Genomic DNA, 23,185 nt, shown 5'->3' with positions numbered 1-23,185 from the left:
GGGAATTATTATGAAAAGGACTATTGAAAAAATATTAACATGGGTTGGGATTCTCTTACAGTTTTTATTAATATTTGTAATGGCGCTGATTGTTCCATTTTTAAATGATGAAAGTGCAAAAGATTCATTGATACAAGCTATTAATAATAGCGGGGAATTCAATCAAAATGTAACTCAAGTTGATCCATCACGCTACATTGACATTGCTAGTAGCTTATTCCTTATGGCTTTAGGTGCAGTGATTGTGTGTACGATTATAGCATTAATATGTGCATTGCTTATTAATAGATTGCCTAAAGTAGTTGGAGTAGTATTGATCTTGATAGCTATCGTAACAGTATTTACGTTTAACTTAATCACAGCATTGTTATGGTTAATCGCAGGTATTATGTTATTGGTAAGAAAGCCACAACAGCCTATATATGAAAATGGACACTATAACATTAATGACGATGATAGAATGTATCCAGCGTCTTCACATCAAAAGGAGACTGATGTTACAGAAAATAAAGATGACTCTAACGCTAGCAATGATATTAATGAGCAACCTCATAAAAACAACGAACAAAATGCGCAAGGTAATGATATTGCAGACAAGGTCGAATCCGATGAACATAGACATTATCGTAGACAAGATCGTCATCATAAATAATAAAAAAATAAACCAGCCGATAAGCTTAAGCAACTTATCGGCTGGTTTATTTATAGGCTAATCCATTTTACCGTTTTTATAGCTTTCATATACTGTTTCATACTTTACATGCCCAATACCACCAACAATGAACTTACCGAATTTAAATAAATTAAATAAATAGGCTAAGCAAATCGATATCGTTATGGTGATAATAAAATTGAAAGCAATATTTCTAAGTGAACTGTCGGCTCTTAGTAAACCTAAGTTATGAACAAAGAAGTAGTGTATTAAATAGATACAGAATGAATAGTTACTAATAAAAAGAATAAATTTCGGTACATATTTTACATATGAAGAGAATAAGAAAAATAGTAAAATAACCATTGTTACATAAAATGGAATGTCGAAGCGTTTTGATTCGACCCATGTACTAATACCAAATACAAAGTTACAAATTAGTATCGCCATAGACACTAAAGTACCTAATATAATGTACCAAGTATATTTTTGGATATTGCGCATAAATGTCTCATAGTAAACCCCAGTATAAAATCCAAGTAAGAAATAGCTAATCCATCCAAAGCAAAGCATCCAGCCTTCTCTTTCCCAAAAAAGCCCTAATATTGGATGATGTGATTGGGGTACAAACTCCCTAAAAGCCCAGTACAAAGTGGTGAATAAGATTGAGCCAACAATAACTGGCACGGGTTTCCATTTAACAATATATTTAGCAAAGAAAAAGTGTAATATGTAAAATTGGAAAATAATAACAATAAAATAAGTGATTGCACCACCATGAAACATTGTATCCCCAACATATTGAACAAACTCATTAAAGTTTTTAGGTTTAAAATAAAAGAATGATATCCCCAAGTTAATCAATATATAGGGAATACCTAAATAAAGCAATTTGTTTTTAAAAAAACCGGGCTTGGTTTTAACATGGTAACTTTTAGCTAGTAAAAATTCCGAAATAAATACAAATAGTGGGGTACTGAACATTAGTAATAACTGAATGATTCGAATTATTGTCCCATGGCCAACATAATCCATTTTAGAAAAGGTTGTCGTTATTGAGTGAATAAGTACAATACTTAAACAAGCGATTGTACGCATCCAAAATATAACAGATGTGTAGGTCTTCATGAATAACTTTTCCTTTCATCTATATATAAATTATAGAAATGATATTTATAGTTAACTTTCAATTTAACATATAAAAGTTAAATTAAATGTAAAAATAAGGTTACAAATAATTAAATTATTATAATGAAAAATGGGTATAATACATATGAATATATTTTTATATAATATCAGCAATTAATTTATATTGCTAATTAGACAGAAAAATATCTGTTTTCAGAAAATTAACTGAAAGCGATTGCATTTATTGTGCTATACATATACAATGAAAAAAGAATGGATTGTATCCATTTCAGTTTTCTATTTACAAACTTACATGGGGGTAGAAAAATGGTAGTTAATTATCACAACGAACCAGGCATAGACTTTTCAAATAGTCAAAATGTCGAATCATTCAACGAGGTATTAAAAAAAGTTAAAGGTGAATTGAATAGAAAAATTCCTTTAGTTATTAATGGAGAAGAAAAATTCACACAAGACACTTATCAGTCTATCAATCCTGCTAATACTACTGAAGTTATTGCAGAAGTTTCAAAAGCAACTCAAAAAGATGTGGATGATGCATTTAAAGCTGCTGATGAAGCTTATAAATCATGGAAGAAATGGTCTCATAAAGATCGTGCGGAATTCTTATTAAGAGTTTCAGCAATTATTAGACGTCGTAAAGAAGAAATCTCAGCAATCATGGTATATGAAGCGGGTAAACCATGGAATGAAGCTGTAGGCGATGCTGCTGAAGGTATTGATTTTATAGAATACTATGCAAGATCAATGATGGAATTAGCAGATGGTAAACCAGTTTTAGATAGAGAAGGCGAACATAATAAATACTTCTATAAACCAATTGGTACTGGTGTAACTATTCCACCATGGAATTTCCCATTCGCAATAATGGCTGGTACAACTTTAGCACCAGTTGTTGCAGGAAATACAGTGTTATTAAAACCAGCTGAAGATACCCCGTTAACTGCTTATGTATTAATGGAAATCTTAGAAGAAGCTGGCTTACCAAAAGGTGTTGTTAACTTTGTACCTGGTGATCCCAAAGAAATTGGTGACTACCTTGTAGATAGTGTTCACACGCATTTTGTAACTTTCACAGGTTCACGTGCAACTGGTACACGCATTTTTGAAAGATCTGCAAAAGTTCAAGAAGGACAACAATTCTTGAAACGTGTAATAGCTGAAATGGGCGGTAAAGATGCAATCATCGTCGATAAAGAAATTGATACTGACTTAGCAGCAGAAGCTATTGTTACTTCAGCATTTGGATTTTCAGGGCAAAAATGTTCTGCATGTTCACGTGCGATTGTACACCAAGATGTGTACGATGAAGTGCTAGAAAAATCAGTTAAACTAACTAAGGAGCTCACTTTAGGTAATACTGAGAGTAATACGAATATGGGACCAGTTATTAATCAAAAGCAATTCGATAAAATCAAAAATTATATCGAAATTGGTAGTAAAGAAGGCAACTTAGAGCAAGGTGGCGGTGCCGATGATTCAACAGGTTACTTTATAGAACCTACGATTATTTCAGGCCTTAAATCAAGTGACCGAATCATGCAAGAAGAAATTTTCGGACCAGTTGTTGGATTTGTCAAAGGTAAGGATTTCGAAGAATTATTAGACATTGCTAACGATACAGATTATGGTTTAACAGGTGCTGTTATTACTAATAATCGTGAAAATTGGATTCAAGCTGTAGAAGAATACGATGTAGGTAATTTATATCTTAATCGTGGTTGTACTGCGGCAGTTGTTGGTTATCACCCATTCGGTGGTTTTAAAATGTCAGGTACGGATGCTAAAACAGGTAGTCCAGACTACTTATTAAACTTCTTAGAGCAAAAAGTAGTTTCAGAAATGTTCTAATCTTTATATAGAATAATAAGAGACGAGTGAAGATAATATATTTTCACTCGTCTCTTTTTAGTTTTTCGAGATTAATTAGAAAAATTATTTATTCGTCTTTGACATGAATATTAATCATTTTATGAAATAGTTCATCAATGTCCTTTGCCGGAAGCTTTATACAATGGTCTCTGATCCATTCCATAAAGCCAAAAAGGCTTGCACCATACACATAAAGTATAAGTTCCGTTGGCACACTTGAGTCTATTGTAATTCTATGTTCATTTTCTTTGATATCTGTTTGTAAAATACGTATAAAATGATTAGCAATGGTACGTTCGAATGCTTGGTCTTCTTTTTGCTTATCTGCAATACGTTTCAATTCATCGAGATTATTCATTGTATTTTCTATAGTAGTAAAAGGATTGTTAATACGTTCTTTGAAATTACTAGAGAAGAAGTCTTTTGTTAAATCAGTAATAAGATAAATCAATAAATCATATTTATCATAGAAGTGTTTATAAAAAGTTGTTCGATGGATCAAGGCATCATCACAAATTTGATTGACTGTTATTGTTGAAAAGAGTTTATTTTCGAGTAGCTTATAAAAACTTTGAGAAAGTGCACGTTTTGTTTTAATGACGCGTAAATCATTTTCATTCATTCTACATTTCTCCTTATTTGTAGTTTAAATATACATTTTAGTATAATTAATTCTTTATATATTAGGGGGAGCATGTTTATTATGATATTATAGATAATCTACACATTACATTTAAACTATAACGTTGATTAAATAAGGAGGCAATAGTTTGGCAAAGTTTTTATATAAATTGGGATCGCTTGTTGCAAAACATAAATGGTGGAGTATTATTGTTTGGGTTGTATTATTGGCAGCAATCATTACACCGTTAACGATGAACGCACCTAAATTCGATAATGATATTAAAATGAATGGTTTAGAATCACTAGATACTAATAAAAAAATCGAAGATGAATTTGGTCAAGATAGTGAAAAGGCCCAAATTAGAATAGTAATGAAAAGTGATGCTGATAATGGCATCGTTAAACAAGATATGATGAAGGATATTAAAGATACGTTAAAAGATATCAAAGATGATGATAAAGATATTAAAGACGTTTCAGATCCTTATGATAATAAGCAAATTAGTAAAGATAAAACTACAGCATTTGCTGATGTAAACTATGACGTATCAGCGACTTCTTTAACAGATAAATCTAAAGATAATGTTAAAGACACAGTTAAACAATTAGAAAAAGATCACAATGTACAAGTTGAATTGATGGGAACAGGCATGGAATCTACAGAGATAGGTGGTTCATCTGAACTCATAGGTATTATTGTAGCGTTTGTCGTACTTTTACTTACATTCGGATCAGTAATTGCCGCGGGTATGCCAATTATAAGTGCATTACTTGGTTTAGGCACTGGCGTAGGTATTATTTCATTACTGACGTATATATTTGATATTCCAAATGTGACACTAACCCTGTCTGTGATGATTGGATTGGCAGTAGGTATAGATTATGCACTATTTATATTATTTAGATATAGAAAAATTGTGAAGACCGAACCGGATCATGTTAAAGCAGTAGGTTTAGCTGTAGGTACAGCAGGTAGCGCAGTTATATTTGCTGGTGTCACGGTCATTATTGCTGTTTGTGGTCTTTCCCTTGTAGGTATAGATTTCTTAGCAGTCATGGGATTTGCTTCTGCAATCAGCGTGCTTGTAGCAGTTATTAGTGCACTCACTTTACTACCTTCATTGATTAGTATTTTCCATAAACAAATTAAGCCCAAACGTACGAAATCAGAATTCAAAGGTGATGTTGATACAGCTTGGTCTAAATTTGTAGTAGGTAAGCCGTTAGCAGCTGTGCTCATCGGTTTAATCATCTTAGTTCTAGTTGCTATTCCAGTTAAAGATATGCGTTTAGGTATACCGGATGACGGTATGAAAACAGCAGATTCTACTCAGAAAAAAGCATATGATATTATTTCTGATAAATTTGGCGAAGGTTACAATGGTCAAATCGCAATGCTTGTAAATGTAAAAGATAAAAAGGATAATCCTCAAGAATTACAAAAAGATTTACAAGATATGAGTAAAGATATTAACAATAAAGAACATGTAGATATGGTTACCCCTCCACAACTTAGTAAGGATAAAGATTATGCATTAGTGGTGGTTATTCCTGAACACGGACCAAATGCTAAATCTACTGAAAATCTCGTTCATGATTTGAGAGACTACAATAATAAAGCTCAAGATGATTATGACTTCAAAACAGAAGTATCAGGTCAGAGCGTAATTAATATAGATATGTCTCAAAAACTAAATGAAGCTATTCCATTATTTGCTGGTGTAATTGTTGCTTTAGCATTTATTCTATTAATGGTAGTATTCCGTTCTATCATTATTCCGTTAAAAGCTGTACTCGGATTTGTGCTATCACTTGCAGCCACACTTGGTTTTACAACATTAATCATGCAAGAAGGATTTATGTCTGGATTGTTTGGTATTGATACAACTGGTCCATTGCTTGCATTCTTACCAGTAATTACAATCGGTTTATTATTTGGTCTTGCTATGGATTACGAAGTATTCTTAATGTCTCGTATTCATGAAGAATATAGTAAAACACGTGATAATGACTACTCTATTAAAGTAGGTATTAAAGAAAGTGGTCCTGTAGTTGTTGCAGCTGCATTGATTATGTTCAGTGTGTTTATTGCATTCGTTTTCCAAGAAGATGTTATGATTAAATCAATGGGTATCGCATTAGGTTTTGGTGTATTATTTGATGCATTTGTCGTGCGCTTATTGCTAATACCATCGCTTACTAAATTATTTGGGAAAGCGTCATGGTATATGCCAGCTTGGTTAAGTAAAATTGTGCCACATATTGATATTGAAGGGCATGCTTTACAAAAAGATATGATGTCAAAATCTCAAAACACAAATAAGAAAAAATAAGAAAAAGTTCAATTAAATGTTAGCAGTCTGCCAAATTATTTTGGCAGACTTTTTTTGTCTAAAAATCAACAAAATCAAAAAAATATGGAATAATAATGCGTTTGAATTTAAATTAGAAATTGAAAAGAGGTGGACTATGAAAAAATTTTATGAGATAGAATTTAATGAACAGTTTGGAAATGACACAAGGATGAATGAAGGTCTTCGTATTGTACTTGTATTAAACAGCACCCTGAAAGTATGGGGGCATAAGAGTATTAAAGTGTATCAAAAAGGAGACGTTTTTATAATTAATCACAGAGAACAGTTTCGTATGATTGAGAATAAAGACACACTTTATATGTCTCTGCACTTATCTAGGGATTATTTGAAACAGTACATAAATGACTTTACTGATAAAAAATTTATTTTGAAGAAGCATATATTACAAGATGTCATATATCAGCAAATCATTAATTCTTTAGCAATGATGGGTGTTGTTTATATTAGAAAAGGACGATTTTACAGATTGTATATTGAACAACAGTTAATAGACTTACTATTTATAATTGTGAAATACTTACCTACAAGACAAAATGAAGGTGTGGATAATAGTACAAAAGATCATAGGTTAGAATCGATTTGTGACTATATAGATAATCACTATACAGAATCAATTACGTTAAGTGAAATAGCTAAAATGGTTGGTCTGAGCAATGCGTATTTATCCAGATACTTCACTCGTCATATGGGTGTTGGCATTAATCATTATGTTAATCAAGTGAGGATAGAGCACTGTAAAAGAGATTTAATTCATACCAATGACACCATAACGCAAATTGCTTTTAAAAATGGTTTTACGAATTCAAATATGTTAATCAAATATTTTAAAGAAGATATGCACATGACTCCTACGGTATTTAGGGAAAAATATCGAAAGTTGAAAAAGATTGAACTGTTAGAAAATGGAAAAAAAGAAACGACATATCAACATTATTTGTATTACTTATCAATGTTTGTAAATCAAAATATTAAAAAAATAGTACAGTCTCCAGAAGCACAAAAAGTATGGGATGTCTCATTAAGAAACGACAATAAATATTTAAAGCATTATAATCATGTGATACAAATAGGTGATTTAGAAGCGTTGCTTGTCCAAAGGTTTAGGACACAATTACTAGAAGTGAAAGCATGTTTAGGATTGAATCATATTTTAATTAAAGATCCGATCAGAGTTGGGAAGATTATCAATGACAGGGTTGAAAGTGATGAATTGATACCTAATACTCATCCATACATGAAAATAGATGAATGCTTAAACTTTTTATTGGCACATCAAATTGGTTTGGGAATAGAAATTGAACCACCGAAAAGCAACAAGCAATTTAATAACTATTATAAAGAATTATCATATTTGTTAGAGCATATGCATAATACAGTAATAAATAATAATGTGTTACACATTATTATTTATATGAAAGTTGCGGATTCCCATCTATTTCAAAAAATGTGTACATTATTTAAACACTATTTTGAAAAGGTAACCATCGTATTAAATGTTAATATAGATGATCCAATGGAATCTTCAAAAGCGAAAGCTATTTTAAATTCAAACGTATATCACATAGATCGTGTCGCATTTTGTGCAAATCAAAATGATATGATTAATTTTAACTCTTTAGAAAGTAAACAATATGATATTGCTAAGAATCATATTACATTGCAAGTAAATAAAATGATGAAGTTATTAGAGGTTGATACACAAGATATACCTTGTATATTGCTAAACTGGAATACATTAACAGGTGATACAAATTTAACCAATGGTGAATATTTCAGAGCAGGCATCATTTTTGAACAACTTATTGAAATAAATAATCGTATAGATACAGTCGGTTATTGGTTAAACTATGAAATACATCAGAGATTTAATCATAAAAACACTTCGACGCAATTAAGTGGTATAGACTTATATCACCAATTTGATGGTAAAAGACCAGCATTTTTTACAAGTATGTTTTTCAAAAAATTATTTAGATGTATTTTATATATGAATGATAATTGTATGGTATTAGGTGATTATCATCATTTTCAAATAGTTGTATGGGATGCAGAACACTATAATCCTCATTTCACACTTAATGATTATACAGGAAGCTTAAATCATAAAGAGTACCAAATTAATATTACACACGCCAAACAAGGTACATACAAAGTGAAACACTTAACCTTAGATAAAAATCATGGTGCTTTATATAAGGTATGGCAACAATATAATACGCAATACGGTATGGATGAGGAGACTGTAGATTATGTAAATAGAATATCCTATCCTAAACTAGACATTAGTGAGGTAGAAGTTAAAGGCGTATTGACTTATCATTTGAAATTGCTGACTAATGCAATTCAAATGATAGAATTCAGAAGATATATTAAATCATAATAATCTTAAAGACTAATCGAAAAATACACGGAGCTGCTATTTTTCAATTAGTCTATTTTTTAATATGACAATAAGACAAAAATAATATATCTAAATTTGTCATAAGTATTAAATGAAAATAAATAGCTACAAATAAACTACTAAAACAGCAAACATTATATATCTAAAAAAAAGACTGCACGTTAAAATCACTTCTAGAAAGGTATCAAAAACTCTATTTTATTAAAGTTAATAAAAATCATGGGCTGTTAATCATACGTTTTTGAACTTTCAATATGTCATTTTCAAAATTATTTAGGAGGACGAGTGAATGACTCAAGTGAGAAATGTACAGAAATATCAAGGTGATAACAAGCTTATTTTAGGTATTGTACTAGGCGTAGTTACATTTTGGTTATTTGCGCAATCATTATTAAATGTCGTTCCAACGTTACAACAATCATTTAGTAGTGATATTGGTACAGTGAGTATTGCTGTAAGTATAACAGCGTTATTCTCAGAGATGTTTGTAGTAGGCGCCGGAAGTTTGGCAGATAAAGTAGGGCGCGTCAAAATTACGTATATAGGATTATGGTTAAGTATTATTGGTTCATTATTAATTATAATCACGAATTTACCTGTTTTATTAATATTAGGAAGAGTTATACAAGGATTGTCTGCAGCAGCTATAATGCCCTCTACTTTAGCAATTATGAAGACTTATTATGAAGGCAAAGAGCGGCAACGTGCTTTAAGTTATTGGTCCATTGGTTCGTGGGGTGGTTCAGGATTAGCATCATTATTTGGGGGTATGGTTTCAACCTTTATTGGTTGGCGTTGGATTTTTATATTATCTATAATCGTTGCACTTGTAGCAATGATGTTGATAAAGGGAACACCCGAGACTAAATCACAAAGTAATATAAAAGCAAGCTTTGATTTTATAGGTTTAATATTATTTGTTGTGATGATGTTAAGTATTAATGTCATCATTACAAAAAGTGCAGCATTTGGTCTAATGTCACCACTAATTTTAGGATTAATCGTAGTATTCATTATTTCAACAGTTATCTTTATTAAAATTGAAAATAGTATAAAAAACCCTTTGATAGACTTTAAATTATTTAGTAATAAAGCATATACGGGGGCAACGCTGTCTAATTTTCTATTAAATGGTGTTGCTGGTGCACTTTTAGTAGCTAATACATTTGTGCAACAAGGCTTAGGATTTAATGCATTTCAAACTGGATTATTATCTATTACATATTTGGTCACTGTATTACTATGGTAAAGGACAATTTAATATTATTAAAGATAGCATTGAAATAGAAGGAGACGTACGTGCTCTGACAGATGAAACGAAGCATACAATTAAAAAAGAGGTGCAACGTCTATCAAAAGGATTAGAAGCCATGTTTGGTGTGACTTGCGAGTTAGATTATCAAGATGATTATCCGGCATTGTATAATGATCCACAATTCACTCAATTTGTAGTTGAGTCACTAAAAAATGCGAATACAGATGCCCTTCAAAGTGTTGAAATGTGTGAAGCTCAACCACCATCTGAAGACTTTGCCTATTATGCCAAAGCGATACCAAGCTCATTTATATATGCTGGAGCTGCACCAGAGAATGGTGACATCCATCCTCATCATCATCCAAAATTTAATATTAGTGAAAAATCACTACGCGTTGCAGCTGAGGCAGTAGGGATTAGTGTTTTAAATTATTTGAAATAGTGAGCATAATTAAAGTTAAAGGTTTTGACCTCAATCAGATGGTCGAAACCTTTATTTGTTATAAAATAAAGTATGATGTAATTGAAATTTGAAGTTTATAGTTTATTATCGTGCCATATAGTGTATATACTATATAATTCAAAAATTGAAAAAGGATGATGAATTATGAATGGAGATAAGCAATTAACGGGACTCTTAGAAGAGTATAAGAAACCTTTAAAAAAACTTTTTAAGTATGATAAATCAAGTGCTTTAACATTTGATAAAGCAAGCAGAAGTCAAGTTCAAGAACAAAAGGGAATATTTGTAATTTTCAAAAATAAAAAACCAATATTTGTTGGGCAAGCTGGGGGATTTATGACAGGATACAAACTAACTCAAAAAGATTTGGAAAGTAAACTGTCGCAATTTAATTTACGTTCGGATGCGGGGACTGCCAGATTTAGAAAAGTTTATGTTGAACAACACAATCTTGATGAATCAGAATTGAAAAATATTAATGCTGAAGAACAAAATTTGAAATTTCAATATATTAAAATTAAAGAAAATCCAGCAATGATTAACATTTTAGAAATTTTAGCTTTAGAATATGCCAAAGAAAATGAAATCGAGTTATATAATTTTATGTAATACCGATTGGTTTTTAGTTTGAAGTGAAAAAGAGGTGAATGCTATGCGTATTAGAACGCTTAACTTTCGATATCAAGATCATGATATCAGAGTAAAATTGCCCAAAAGTTATTTTAAGCAAAATTCAAAGTCCTATCCACTCATTGTAGTTCAAGATGGAGATTTCTTATTTAAAGATATTGAAAAAGAGGTCATATTTGTTGGGATTGTACCAAACGAAAGAATAAGAGAATACACGCCTTGGGAAGCGGTAGTTCATAATATAAAGTACGAGGGAGAAGCCGAGAGCTATGTGACTTGGATGACTGATGAATTATTACCGTATTTAAAAAAATGTTTCAACATATCACAACATCATTCTGATATTGCAATCGCTGGAGCTTCGTTTGGTGGATTAGTTTCGCTATATACAATATTTAAAAAAACAAATGTATTTGGTACTTATATATTAATTTCACCTTCAGTTTGGTACCCCAATTTTATAAATTTTATGAGAAAACAAGAAAGTATTGATACAGAAAAGCATATATATTGGTATGTAGGGGCGCTTGAAGGGACACATAGTACCGAGCTAACCCGAAATATGTTCACAGATACAGAACATGGTGTCGATATATTAGATGAATTGTTATATTCAGAAAAAACTACGTTCCAATTTATAATTAATAGAAAAGGACTACACCGAAAACCTATATTTAAAAAACATTTTAAGCGTGCGGTTCAAAAGTTATTTTAGTATATAAAAAGGAGCTAGCAGAAAATATTATCTGAAAATTCTAAAAAATATCAAGGGATTCGTATCACCTATGTCCAAAGCGTGATAATACTTAATACAAGTAGCATGAATATAAGGATCAATTATGTGTTTAATGTTATTTATGTTTTATTTATATGTATGATTTAATTAATTGATTCAACAGACTGAAATGGTCTTTCTGTATTAAATGCTACTTATATTTTGGAATAATATAGGGGATGCTTATATGACAAAAGATGATAATCAATTTTCTGGTAGTAAACTGTTGTTGGGAATTGTGTTAGCAATTTTGACTTATTGGTTATTTGCACAAACGTTTTTAAATATTGGTCCTAAAGTACAATCTACATATGGTACTACGCCCGATATAGTAAATATTTCTGTGAGTTTAACATCGTTTGTTACAGGTGTATTTATGGTCGTAGCGGGCAATCTTTCGGATAAATTTGGTAAAGTTAGAATGACGCGTATTGCTCTAGTCTTAAGTATGATTGGTTCACTTATGCTTATTATTTCAGGCAATGTAGTATTACTTTTGTTAGGAAGGGTGCTTCAGGGGCTTTCTGCTGCTATTATTATGCCAGCTACGATTTCAATTGTGAACACATTTTTCGAAGGAGATAAAAGACAAAGCGCTTTGAGTTTTTGGTCTATCGGCGCATTTGGAGGTACAGGATTAGCTTCATTCTTTGCTGGTGCTATGGCAACATTTATATCTTGGCAAGCCATATTTATCCTTTCTATACTTGTAACGATTGTTGCATTGTTATTGTTGAAAAAATTACCTGAGGCTAAACAAGTTAAGGCTAAGCGAAGTGATTTTGATTATATGGGGCTAATCATATTTGTAATGATGATTGCAAGTATTAGTTTTGTCATTACTCAAGGATATAAAATTGGATGGTTAAGTGTTCCAATAGTTACTTTATTAGTGGTCTTTTTAATTTGTATATATTTATTCTTTAAGGTCGAGCGTGATAAGGCGTTACCATTTATTGATTTGAAACTTTTTAAGAACAAACCTTATATTGGGGCGGTATGTGCCAATTTTTTATTGAATACTGGCGTAGGCGTTATTGCGTTATTTAATATATATTTACAAGGTGGATTAAAGCTTAGTTCTTTTCAAGCTGGGTTACTGACGTTACCTTATTTAATTGCTTTATTGCTTATTATACGACTTGGTGAAAAGAGTATAAAAAGATTTGGAGCCAAACGCGCCATGATAATTGGACCAATATTTACAGCTTTGGGAGTTTTATTATTCAGTTTTACGTTCTTGAATGATTCAGTATATATAATTGTAGCGTTGATTGCTGCAATTTTCTTTGGAGGAGGTACAGGATTATTTGCCACTCCTGCACTAAGTACAGCAGTATCCACGACGCCCTCTGAGAAAGTTGGTGTCGCGTCGGGCATTTTTAAAATGGGATCTACATTAGGTGGTGCATTTGGTATTGCTATTATGACTTCAATCTATACAGGTATGATTCAAAATGGATACCATTTAAATACTGCTGCAGGGATTAGCTTTGTAGTTGGTGCATGTCTTATTATCGGTGCAATATGTACAAGTGTATTTGTGCTTCCGACCCGAAAAATAAATAGTTAAAAACAGTGTGCCCTTGCGTGTGAGAAGTTTGCAAGGGTTTTTATCATGTTGCAATACTATGAGAGATTCTATTATATGTTGTGTATCGTAATTTAGACCTTTGTATCGTTCTGTGGCTTTACTTAAAAGTGGGAAAGAATTATGATAAAAATAATGAATATCGATATAAAAGGGGGAGTTATGATGCATTATAAGAAATACTATGAATCTCCAATAGGTCAACTTGCTATGACATCCGATGGTAAAAATATTACAGGATTGTGGTTACCTAATCATGAAGATTTTGAATTAAAGTTTAATGAAAAATTGTTTGAGGCAGATTTAATCATTTTTAATAAAGCAGTAGCCTGGTTAGATGATTATTTCTTAGGAAATAATCCAGTTATTGATTTTCCTTTAAAAGCTGAAGGTACAGAATTTCGTAAACAAGTTTGGGAGATTCTGTTAGATATACCTTATGGCGAAACGATTACTTATGGTGAAATTGCCAAGCAAATGGCACAAATAAGAGGGAAAAAAACAATGTCAGCGCAAGCAGTTGGCGGGGCAGTAGGAAATAATCCAATATCAATAATGATTCCTTGTCATAGAGTTGTCGGAAAAGATGGTAATTTAACAGGTTATGGCGGTGGTATTGATACTAAAATTGAACTTCTTAAATTAGAACAAATGGATATGAATGCTTATTATAAACCGAAACATAGCACCAAACCTTAAGGAAATACTAGTATTTTAACTGTTCATAAATATGATTTAAAAATAATATCGCAATATATGATTTAAATATAAAAATACCCCTAGTAAAGCACTTTGAAAGATGTGCATATTACTAGGGGTTATATATTTAATAGAATAGTATAATTAAATAACAATAAAATTTAAAAACTTGCAATTAAACGAGATACGATTAAGTGATTTAAGAATTAATTTAAGGTATTATAATTACGGATATGATCATTAATACTTTCAAGATAGAAGATTGTATTTTGTTCATTATCTAACTCAGTTTCGTGATCGAATTCTAATGCATCAAAACGATTGAAGAATGATTCATATGCTTCAACTGAAATTTCAGTACGATTATTTAGTAAATCTTTATGGCCTTGAATATCAAGTGCTTCTTGGTAACCTTCAACAAGTTTACCGCTAAAGAATTCACCGACAGAACCAGAACCATAACTAAATAATCCAATGTTATCACCAGCTGAAAGTTTATGTGTTTCTAATAAAGAAATTAAACTTAAATAAAGCGAACCTGTATAGATATTACCCACATAACGGTTATAGTACGTAGCAGCGTCATATCCAGTTGTTAAACGTTCTTTTGTTTGTTCATCTACATCATTTGTTAAAATTGAATCAAGTGCTTTTTTACCCATTTTAGTAAATGGTACATGGAAGCATAATGACGCAAAATCATTTAATGATTTGTTATGACGTCGAGCATATTCCTGCCAACTTTCTTGGAATGAGTGAATATAAGCATCTTTTGATAAGGCACCATCTACTAAAGGATAAGGTTGACCACTAGGACGCCAGAAATCATAAACATCTTCAGTGAAAGCAACAGCATCATCATTTAGTTCAAGTATACGTGGGTTTTGTGATATTATCATAGCAACAGCGCCTGCGCCTTGTGTAGGTTCGCCACCAGAGTTTATGCCATAACGTGCAGTATCACTAGCGATAACTAATACTTTTTCATCTGGGCGTTGAGCTAAATAATCTTTAGCTAACTGAATTGCAGGTGTAGCAGCATAACATGCTTCTTTCATTTCAATACAACGAGCGAAGGGTTGAATACCTAGCAAGTTATGTATTTGGACTGCTGAAGCTTTAGCAGAATCTATTGCTGATTCTGTTGCTACGATAACCATAGTGATTTGTTTCTTATCTTCATCAGTAACAATTTCTTTGGCCGCATTAGCACCCATTGATACGATGTCTTGACTCATTGGACTTACAGACATTTCTGTTTGCCCAATCCCGAGTAAAAATTTATTTGGATCAACTTGGCGTGCTTCCGCAAGTTTAGCCATATCTACATAAAATCTTGGAACATAAAAATTAATTTGATCAATACCAACTGTCATAAAGCGTATCGACACCTTTCTGTTTATAAATAAGCAATTGTATCATACCAAAACGAGCTTATAAAATACAATAATTTAAAAGAGTGATAAAGGAGAATGCATAATGAATAATATAGCGATAGTAAGTGCTAAGCGCACACCGATAGGAAGATATAAAGGGAAATTAAGTAATTATTCTGCAGTAGAACTTGGTACAAAGACTTTAGAAGCAGCTATGAAAGCAATCCATCTTGATCCACAAGTAGTAGACCAAGTCATTTATGGGAATGTACTACAAAGTGGAAGCGGACAAAATCCTGCACGTCAAATAGGTATTAATGCTGGTATACCAAATACAGCACCTGCAATGACAATCAATGAAGTATGTGGTTCTGGATTGAAATCTATTATTCTTGGTAAACAGTTGATTCAATTAGGGGAAGCTAAGGTGGTTGCAGTTGGTGGCGTTGAAAGCATGACAAATGCACCCAAATTAATTCTAAATGAAGATGCGTCACCTGTTCAAAGTTTCATGCACGATGGATTAACAGATGCTTTTTTAAATGTACCAATGGGGATTACTGCAGAAACAATAGCAGAGACATATAATGTGACACGTGAACAACAAGACCAATTTGCGAACGACTCACACCTTAAAGCACACGAAGCTACTGAAGCAGGTAAGTTTAATGACGAAATTGTTCCCCTAGAAGATGTAAATGGAGAATTGATGACAACAGATGAAGGTATTCGTGGTACAAGTAGTGTAGATAAGTTAGCAACATTGAAAACAATTTTTAAAGAAGATGGCACTGTTACAGGTGGGAACGCGTCTAGTATTAATGATGGAGCTTCAACAGTTATTTTGATGGATGCTACGTATGCCAAACAAGAAGGCTATGAAATTTTAGCATATTTAGGTGATCACGCTGAAATTGGTTGTGACCCTGAATATATGGGTTATGCCCCATACCAAGCAGTTACACAGTTGTTAGATAAAACTAATAAAACAATGACAGATATAGATGTTGTTGAAATGACTGAAGCCTTTGCTTCACAAAGCATTCCAGTTAAAAATAATTTAGCCATTCCAGATGAAAAGTTAAATATATATGGTGGTGCTATTGCATTGGGTCATCCAATTGGCGCTAGTGGCACACGAATAGTTTCTACATTAATTCATGCATTATCGCAAGAAGATAAACAAACAGGTATTGCTACTGCTTGTATAGGTGGCGGTTTAGGTATCGCGCTATATGTTGAAAAGGGTGATAAATGATGGAAGTATTAGATAAGTCATTTCGTCATTTATCACGTTTTGAAAAATTACAACAATTAGAACAAAAAGGATGGCTGAGTAAGGAAAATAAAGAAATATTACTTAATAATCCTTTGATTTCTGAAGAAGTTGCGAATAGTTTGATTGAAAATGTAATAGGACAGGGCACGCTACCGGTTGGATTAGTGCCGGAGATGATTGTTGATGAAAAAGCATATGTGGTACCAATGATGGTAGAAGAGCCATCAGTTGTAGCTGCAGCAAGTTATGGCGCAAAGCTTGTCAATCAAACAGGAGGCTTTAAAATAGTCACAAGTGAACGTTTAATGATTGGTCAAATTGTATTCGATGCTGTAGAGGATACTGAAGCTTTAGAGATAACAATAAACAATCTTGAACCTAAAATAAAAAAAATTGCTGATGAAGTTTATCCCTCAATTATTGAAAGAGGCGGTGGATATCGTCGTATAGAAATTGATAAATTCCCAAATGAAGGGATGTTATCATTAAAAGTTTTTGTAGATACTAAAGATGCTATGGGCGCAAATATGCTTAATACAATATTAGAAGGTATTACGTCTTATTTAAAAAATGAATTAGAAGGTATCGATATACTGATGAGTATTTTATCTAATCATGCAACAGCGTCTGTAGTAAAAGTTCAAGGTGAAGTAGCAGTTGCGGCATTATCTAAAGGGGGACACGATGGAGAGACAGTTGCTAAACGAATGGAACGCGCATCTGTATTAGCCCAAGTTGATATTCATCGTGCAGCTACACATAACAAAGGTGTCATGAATGGTATACATGCAGTTGTGTTAGCCACTGGGAATGATACACGTGGCGCAGAAGCTAGTGCGCACGCATATGCAAGTAAAGATGGTCAATATCGTGGACTAGCTACATGGCATTATGATCAAACACGTCAAACACTGGTTGGAACCATTGAAGTGCCTATGACTTTAGCTACGGTGGGTGGAGGCACGAAGGTCTTACCGATTGCTAAAGCTTCATTAGATTTAATGAACGTGTCATCAGCACAAGAACTTGGACATGTTGTAGCTGCGGTAGGACTTGCCCAGAATTTTGCAGCTTGTCGTGCACTTGTATCGGAAGGTATTCAAAAAGGACATATGAGTTTACAGTATAAATCATTAGCCATAGTGGTAGGTGCTGAAGGCGAAGAAATCGTTCAAGTAGCGGATATGCTAAAGCAACAACCAAGAGCAAATACGGCGGTAGCACAACAAATATTAGAAATGTTAAGAAGCAATAAATAAGCGATATAATAGTTTTTATTATTTATGGTGATGCCAAAACGACATTAGTTTTGACTATGTAAAACATATATATTAATTAGAGACCAATCAGTGTTATCTGATTGGTCTCTTTGTAATTGTTAGTAAAAAATACAGATTTTTTTGAAATGATAACTCATTTATTTTCTGGGAAATAAAGCTATTATTTTTAATGGAGAAACCAGTGTCATATAATGAGTGTATTAAATATGTGGAGGTTAGGATTGATGGAAAATAACACGATACCAGCATTAGTATATAAAGAAAATACAAATAATATTGTGCCTATATTATCACATGAGGCACATCTCCAAACAGTGATGGCAGAACAGTGGTTAAAGATTTCTGATGAAGGTTTACAACTTGAAGGATTATGCTTTGATAGAGAAGGACATTTAAAGCTATGCGAAGTGTTTGGGGGCACGGTTTTTCATGTTGCATTACCAGAGAAAAAGGTAACTAAATTGTTTCAATCTAATAAGCAAAATCCAGCCGCAGTAAAGATTCATAAAGATGGTAGGCTGTTTGTTTGTTATTTAGGTGATTTTAACCACACAGGGGGAATTTTTGCGGTAGATTCAAATGGGGAAAAGCAAGAGGATATTATATCTGATATAGATACAGCCTATTGTATTGATGATTTAGTATTCGACAGTAAAGGTGGTTTTTATTTTACTGACTTTAGAGGTTATTCTACAAATCCTAAAGGTGGCGTGTACTATGTATCTCCAGATTTTCAAACGATTACGCCTATCATCCAAAACCTTGCTGTTGCAAATGGTGTGGCTTTAAGTACTGATGAAAAAACATTATGGGTTACAGAAACCAATGCGAATCGATTACATCGAATTGACTTATTAGAAGATGGCGTGACGATTGCTCCGTTTGGCGCTTCTGTTCCATATCATTTTACAGGTCATGAAGGTCCAGATTCTTGTTGTATCGATAGTGATGATAATTTATATGTGGCCATGTATGGCCAAGGAAGAGTATTAGTATTTAATAAGAAAGGCTATCCAATAGGACAAATTCTGATTCCTGGGCGTGAAAGTGGCCATATGTTGCGATCAACCCACCCTGCATTTATTCCAGGGACGGATCAACTTATTATATGTGCAAATGATATAGAAATGGGCGGCGGATCTTGGTTATTTACAGTGAAAGGCTTTGCTAAAGGGCATAAAAGTTATCAATTTCAGGTTTAGCTGATTAAGCATTAGAAAAAGAGGGTGAGACATAAATAGCTTGAATAAGCGTGTCTCAACCTCTTTGTTTAATAAAATACGATAATCAATAGATATAATGGTAATTTGAAGCGGCAGATTTACTTAGTATACGAGTACCAAAGGCATATGGATGATTGTAATTATATTCAGAGACTTTAATACTCCCGTTTTTATAAACATAACTGACATATGCGACGTGACCATATGTACCAGCAGTTGATTGCATAATAGCTTTTTTGGCAGGCTTTCGTCCTACATGGTAACCACTTTTTTTAGCATTGCTATACCAATATTTAGCATTGCCCCAACCATTTGGTACCGGCTTCCCAACTGAAGCTCTTTTTTTAAATACATACCATGTACAGTTATATTTTGCATAGTAATTTACTGCTGCTTTGGTAATATTATTCTCGTTTAGCGATTGGTACGAGATAGAACCAGTAAATAAAAGCGTAGTAGCGATGAAGATACGACCAATTTGACTTTTAAAATTCATACTTTTCTCCAGACATTTTTAATAATATAAGTATAATTTGAAATTACGTTCAATACAATATTGGACATAATTAATACAACTAATTTTAATACTAATGAAATATAAGTAGTATTTTTGTAATTCATTACAGGTAATTTTAAAAAAATTTATGTGAGCAAATATACTAACCACTTTCTTTATATGCATCATTGTAGTTTTCAGGAACATAGGCGTGATAAAAAACCGATATTGAAAGCGCATACATTTTTAGGTATGATGTAAATAACTTAGGGGGTGCTCATTATCTTGAAAAGAAAAAATTATAAAACAGGTAGTAAAAAGAATGTAAAAAGAAATCTTGGCTTAACATCAGCATTAATTACTTTGTCAGTAATGATAGTGGCGATGTTATTTACAGTTGCAGTATTAGAAAAGGAACCACATATCCCGTTAATGATAGGTACTGCTATAGCAATCATGGTTACGATGTTACATGGTTATGCATTTAGCGAAGTAGAAGAAATGATGTATAAGGGTATCCGTCATGCTTTACCTGCCATAGTAATCATAATTCTAGTAGGTTTAATTATTGGATCATGGATCGGTAGCGGTGTTGTCGCTACAATGATTTATTATGGTTTACAATTAATTGATCCAAACTATTTTTTAATGGTAGTCGTATTATTGTGTGGCATAGTAGCTTTAGCGATAGGCAGTAGTTGGTCTACGATGGCGACAGTAGGTGTAGCGTCTATGGGAATTGGAATAAGTATGGGCATCTCACCAGGAATGGTTGCAGGCGCAGTTATATGTGGATCGTACTTTGGTGATAAGATGAGTCCGTTATCTGATACTACTAACTTAGCGTCAGGTTTATCAGGTGTAGATTTGTTTGAGCATATCAAACATATGTTTTATACGACGGTTCCTGCATTGGTTATTACGCTAGTGTTCTTTTTCTTTATAGGTCAGCGTTTTGGTGCAAGTCATTTTGATACGAAAAACATAGATACAATTTTAAAAACAATGCAAGATGATTTTGTAATTACGCCATGGTTAATGCTGATACCATTAGTTGTTATTGCTTTAGTGGTTGTTAAAATACCAGCAGTTCCCGCCATTTGTGTAGGGATTATACTAGGTTTTTTTGCTCAAATATTTATACAGGGCGGTTCGCTGATTGAAGCGATGACTGCTTTACAAACTGGATATAGCATCGATTCTGGAAATAAACTCGTAGATGAATTATTCAACCGAGGTGGTCTAGAATCTATGTTCTATACGATTTCACTAACACTTGTAGCAATGACCTTTGGTGGTGTATTAGAATATTCTGGTATGCTTTCAGCATTGATATCAGTTATTTTGAAGTTTGCCAAGTCTACGGGCAGTTTAATTGCTTCTGTTATAGTATCTTGTATTGGTACAAACTTCACTTGCTCAGAGCAATACATATCCATTATCGTTCCTTCTAGAATGTATGCAAGTACCTTTAAAGAAAAAAAGCTCCATGCTAAGAATTTATCAAGAGCATTAGAAGACGGTGGTACATTAACATCTGTATTTGTACCTTGGAACACATGTGGTGTATTTATAGCATCTACGCTTGGCGTGTCTGTATTTGAATATGCACCCTACGCAATATTAAATTATACAGTACCGATAATTTCTATTATATTTGGATATATAGGTTTTAAAATTATAAAACTTACCGATGAGGAAATAGAAGAGAATGACAAGAAACAAGCTAAAGAAACGACTTTGGCATAATATAAGTGTTAGTGTGAATAGGTCAGGAATTTTACTACACAAGTATAGTTAAGAATGAAGAGAGAAAACAGTTCTCTCTTCACTTTTTATAATCATTGCATATTGAAAAATTATATATTAACCGTATACTGTAATATATTAATTATATTTTAAGTAAAGGAGAAAGTGCATGGATATTAAACAAATGAAGTACTTTGTTGAAGTTGTAAACCAAAATGGTATGACAAATGCTTCCAAATCTTTATATATTGCGCAACCCACAATTAGTAAAGCAATAAAAGATTTAGAAAAAGAGTTAAACATGACACTTTTCGATCGTAGTAAACGACAACTTGTACTGACCGATGCGGGAAAAGTATTCTTTCAAAAATGCAAAGAGATACTCACGCTTTATAATGATTTACCAAAAGAAATAAACAGTTTGTTAGGGCTAGAAACTGGGCACATTAGTATTGGTTTATCAGCGGTTATGAATATGAATAAATTCATTCATATACTAGGAGAATTTCATCAAAAATATCCAAATGTAACCTATAATTTAGTGGAGAATGGTGGGAAAATGATAGAAACGCAATTAATCAACGATGAAATAGATATAGGCATCACTACACTACCTGTTGATAAAGCTATTTTCCACTCTATTCCTTTATATCAAGAAGATTTGAAGTTGGTCTTAAATAGAGAACATCGTTTAGCTGAATATAAAAAAATAGATATGAGTATGCTTAAAGATGAGGACTTTATTTTATTTAATGAAGATTTTTATTTAAATGATAAAATCATAGAAGCGGCTAAAAATGCTGGCTTTATACCAAACACTATTTCAAAAATTTCTCAGTGGAATTTTATAGAAAATCTGTTGAATGCCCACCTTGGGGTTAGTATATTGCCAGAAAATATTGTGAATATGCTAGATAGTAGTTTTAAAAATATTCAACTTGATGATCCGGCCATGCGTTGGGAACTTGGCGTGATTTGGAAGAAAGATAAATATTTAAGCCATGCAACGCGGCAGTGGATTGATTTTATGAAAAAAAGATTATAATAATAAGAGGAAAGACAACAATCGCTATACTAAGATTGTTGTCTTTCTTTTTATTACTGGTGACTGTATATCGTGTGACTTTTAGTACGCACTAATTGAGTAATCATAATAAATTATAATGACATAAATCGCTTTCATAGATAAAAGTAATGTGTCCTATTGAAAATCAATATTTTTATTATGATTATTAGTGCTTTATACTGAAGTATGTAATCAATAAAACAGTCGAAGAGTACTGAAATATAAAGGAT

General features: G+C 32.5%; 17 protein-coding genes and 2 pseudogenes. 15 read left to right on the top strand and 4 right to left on the bottom strand.

All coding sequences use genetic code 11. From position 1 onward, the window contains the following. The first annotated feature begins 10 nt into the window (after positions 1-10). Entirely contained in the window at positions 11-652 is a 642-nt protein-coding gene (locus BK821_RS01835) for a DUF4064 domain-containing protein (RefSeq protein WP_071331055.1), read from the top strand. A 57-nt stretch (positions 653-709) separates the two neighbouring features. Here the strand turns inward: BK821_RS01835 and BK821_RS01830 are convergent, their stop codons facing one another. Then, positions 710-1,780 carry an acyltransferase family protein gene (locus tag BK821_RS01830; RefSeq protein ID WP_046835968.1) on the bottom strand — a complete coding sequence of 357 codons (1,071 nt, stop codon included), beginning with the start codon at positions 1,778-1,780 and terminating at the stop codon, positions 710-712. Between the two features lie 327 nt (positions 1,781-2,107). On the opposite strand from BK821_RS01830, the gene pruA reads away from it, so the two are divergent. After that, the gene (pruA, locus tag BK821_RS01825; protein ID WP_071331054.1) at positions 2,108-3,652 is read left to right on the top strand and encodes an L-glutamate gamma-semialdehyde dehydrogenase; all 1,545 of its coding nucleotides are present in this window, start codon (positions 2,108-2,110) and stop codon (positions 3,650-3,652) included. 88 nt (positions 3,653-3,740) lie between these two features. Here the strand turns inward: pruA and BK821_RS01820 are convergent, their stop codons facing one another. Then, positions 3,741-4,295, bottom strand: coding sequence for a TetR/AcrR family transcriptional regulator (locus BK821_RS01820; RefSeq protein WP_071331053.1), 555 nt, complete (start codon positions 4,293-4,295; stop codon positions 3,741-3,743). A gap of 148 nt (positions 4,296-4,443) precedes the next feature. On the opposite strand from BK821_RS01820, the gene BK821_RS01815 reads away from it, so the two are divergent. The 8 genes and pseudogenes from BK821_RS01815 to BK821_RS01780 all read left to right on the top strand — a co-directional run bounded on the left by BK821_RS01815 (position 4,444) and on the right by BK821_RS01780 (position 14,486). Further along, positions 4,444-6,630: an MMPL family transporter gene (locus BK821_RS01815; RefSeq protein ID WP_071331052.1), complete on the top strand. Its 2,187-nt coding sequence runs from the start codon at positions 4,444-4,446 to the stop codon at positions 6,628-6,630. A 136-nt stretch (positions 6,631-6,766) separates the two neighbouring features. Then, a complete protein-coding gene (aryK, locus tag BK821_RS01810; protein ID WP_071331051.1) occupies positions 6,767-9,052 on the top strand; it encodes a transcriptional regulator AryK in 2,286 nt (761 codons plus the stop codon). A gap of 310 nt (positions 9,053-9,362) precedes the next feature. Beyond that, a pseudogene (locus BK821_RS13420) lies at positions 9,363-10,316 on the top strand (MFS transporter); the annotation flags it as partial. Next, positions 10,312-10,770, top strand: a pseudogene (locus tag BK821_RS13415) (M20/M25/M40 family metallo-hydrolase); the annotation flags it as partial. The pseudogenes BK821_RS13420 and BK821_RS13415, both read left to right, overlap by 5 nt. Positions 10,771-10,935: 165 nt before the next feature. Further along, positions 10,936-11,400 (top strand): hypothetical protein, encoded by a 465-nt coding sequence (locus BK821_RS01795; protein WP_046835961.1) that lies wholly within the window; start codon positions 10,936-10,938, stop codon positions 11,398-11,400. A gap of 43 nt (positions 11,401-11,443) precedes the next feature. Beyond that, entirely contained in the window at positions 11,444-12,136 is a 693-nt protein-coding gene (locus BK821_RS01790; RefSeq protein WP_071331049.1) for an alpha/beta hydrolase, read from the top strand. A gap of 247 nt (positions 12,137-12,383) precedes the next feature. Further along, positions 12,384-13,769, top strand: a complete 1,386-nt coding sequence (locus BK821_RS01785; RefSeq protein WP_046835959.1) for an MFS transporter — start codon at positions 12,384-12,386, stop codon at positions 13,767-13,769. Between the two features lie 183 nt (positions 13,770-13,952). Further along, entirely contained in the window at positions 13,953-14,486 is a 534-nt protein-coding gene (locus BK821_RS01780; protein WP_071331048.1) for a methylated-DNA--[protein]-cysteine S-methyltransferase, read from the top strand. Between the two features lie 206 nt (positions 14,487-14,692). Here BK821_RS01780 and BK821_RS01775 read toward each other — a convergent pair whose 3' ends face one another. Then, a complete protein-coding gene (locus BK821_RS01775) occupies positions 14,693-15,862 on the bottom strand; it encodes a hydroxymethylglutaryl-CoA synthase (RefSeq protein WP_046835957.1) in 1,170 nt (389 codons plus the stop codon). A gap of 103 nt (positions 15,863-15,965) precedes the next feature. Here BK821_RS01775 and BK821_RS01770 point away from each other — a divergent pair, with 103 nt between their 5' ends. The 3 genes from BK821_RS01770 to BK821_RS01760 all read left to right on the top strand — a co-directional run bounded on the left by BK821_RS01770 (position 15,966) and on the right by BK821_RS01760 (position 19,623). Beyond that, entirely contained in the window at positions 15,966-17,120 is a 1,155-nt protein-coding gene (locus tag BK821_RS01770) for a thiolase family protein (RefSeq protein WP_046835956.1), read from the top strand. Next, positions 17,120-18,400 (top strand): hydroxymethylglutaryl-CoA reductase, degradative, encoded by a 1,281-nt coding sequence (locus BK821_RS01765; protein WP_071331047.1) that lies wholly within the window; start codon positions 17,120-17,122, stop codon positions 18,398-18,400. Before BK821_RS01770 ends, BK821_RS01765 begins: the two co-directional genes overlap by 1 nt. Before the next feature lie 245 nt (positions 18,401-18,645). Further along, the gene (locus BK821_RS01760) at positions 18,646-19,623 is read left to right on the top strand and encodes an SMP-30/gluconolactonase/LRE family protein (protein WP_071331046.1); all 978 of its coding nucleotides are present in this window, start codon (positions 18,646-18,648) and stop codon (positions 19,621-19,623) included. An 85-nt stretch (positions 19,624-19,708) separates the two neighbouring features. On the opposite strand, the gene BK821_RS01755 is transcribed toward BK821_RS01760, so the two are convergent. Beyond that, complete coding sequence (locus BK821_RS01755; RefSeq protein ID WP_071331045.1) at positions 19,709-20,140, bottom strand: CHAP domain-containing protein; 432 nt, start codon at positions 20,138-20,140, stop codon at positions 19,709-19,711. 285 nt (positions 20,141-20,425) lie between these two features. On the opposite strand from BK821_RS01755, the gene nhaC reads away from it, so the two are divergent. Together nhaC and cidR are read left to right on the top strand one after the other, a co-directional pair. Then, positions 20,426-21,889: a Na+/H+ antiporter NhaC gene (nhaC, locus tag BK821_RS01750; protein ID WP_141768353.1), complete on the top strand. Its 1,464-nt coding sequence runs from the start codon at positions 20,426-20,428 to the stop codon at positions 21,887-21,889. A gap of 169 nt (positions 21,890-22,058) precedes the next feature. Next, the gene (cidR, locus tag BK821_RS01745; protein ID WP_046835952.1) at positions 22,059-22,934 is read left to right on the top strand and encodes a cidABC operon transcriptional activator CidR; all 876 of its coding nucleotides are present in this window, start codon (positions 22,059-22,061) and stop codon (positions 22,932-22,934) included. The last annotated feature ends 251 nt before the right edge of the window (positions 22,935-23,185 follow it).

The sequence above is a fragment of the Staphylococcus sp. LCT-H4 genome (genome assembly GCF_001866145.1).
Classification (GTDB): domain Bacteria; phylum Bacillota; class Bacilli; order Staphylococcales; family Staphylococcaceae; genus Staphylococcus; species Staphylococcus succinus.
This window is presented reverse-complemented; position numbering and strand designations above follow the sequence as displayed.

Coding starts and splice junctions, on each gene's coding strand:
- BK821_RS01785 (WP_046835959.1), top strand. CDS start 12,384: ATGACAAAAGATGATAATCAATTTTCTGGTAGTAAACTGTTGTTGGGA.
- BK821_RS01755 (WP_071331045.1), bottom strand. CDS start 20,140: ATGAATTTTAAAAGTCAAATTGGTCGTATCTTCATCGCTACTACGCTT.
- BK821_RS01780 (WP_071331048.1), top strand. CDS start 13,953: ATGCATTATAAGAAATACTATGAATCTCCAATAGGTCAACTTGCTATG.
- cidR (WP_046835952.1), top strand. CDS start 22,059: ATGGATATTAAACAAATGAAGTACTTTGTTGAAGTTGTAAACCAAAAT.
- BK821_RS01775 (WP_046835957.1), bottom strand. CDS start 15,862: ATGACAGTTGGTATTGATCAAATTAATTTTTATGTTCCAAGATTTTAT.
- BK821_RS01790 (WP_071331049.1), top strand. CDS start 11,444: ATGCGTATTAGAACGCTTAACTTTCGATATCAAGATCATGATATCAGA.
- BK821_RS01830 (WP_046835968.1), bottom strand. CDS start 1,780: ATGAAGACCTACACATCTGTTATATTTTGGATGCGTACAATCGCTTGT.
- BK821_RS01765 (WP_071331047.1), top strand. CDS start 17,120: ATGGAAGTATTAGATAAGTCATTTCGTCATTTATCACGTTTTGAAAAA.
- pruA (WP_071331054.1), top strand. CDS start 2,108: ATGGTAGTTAATTATCACAACGAACCAGGCATAGACTTTTCAAATAGT.
- BK821_RS01795 (WP_046835961.1), top strand. CDS start 10,936: ATGAATGGAGATAAGCAATTAACGGGACTCTTAGAAGAGTATAAGAAA.
- BK821_RS01770 (WP_046835956.1), top strand. CDS start 15,966: ATGAATAATATAGCGATAGTAAGTGCTAAGCGCACACCGATAGGAAGA.
- BK821_RS01820 (WP_071331053.1), bottom strand. CDS start 4,295: ATGAATGAAAATGATTTACGCGTCATTAAAACAAAACGTGCACTTTCT.
- aryK (WP_071331051.1), top strand. CDS start 6,767: ATGAAAAAATTTTATGAGATAGAATTTAATGAACAGTTTGGAAATGAC.
- BK821_RS01835 (WP_071331055.1), top strand. CDS start 11: ATGAAAAGGACTATTGAAAAAATATTAACATGGGTTGGGATTCTCTTA.
- BK821_RS01760 (WP_071331046.1), top strand. CDS start 18,646: ATGGAAAATAACACGATACCAGCATTAGTATATAAAGAAAATACAAAT.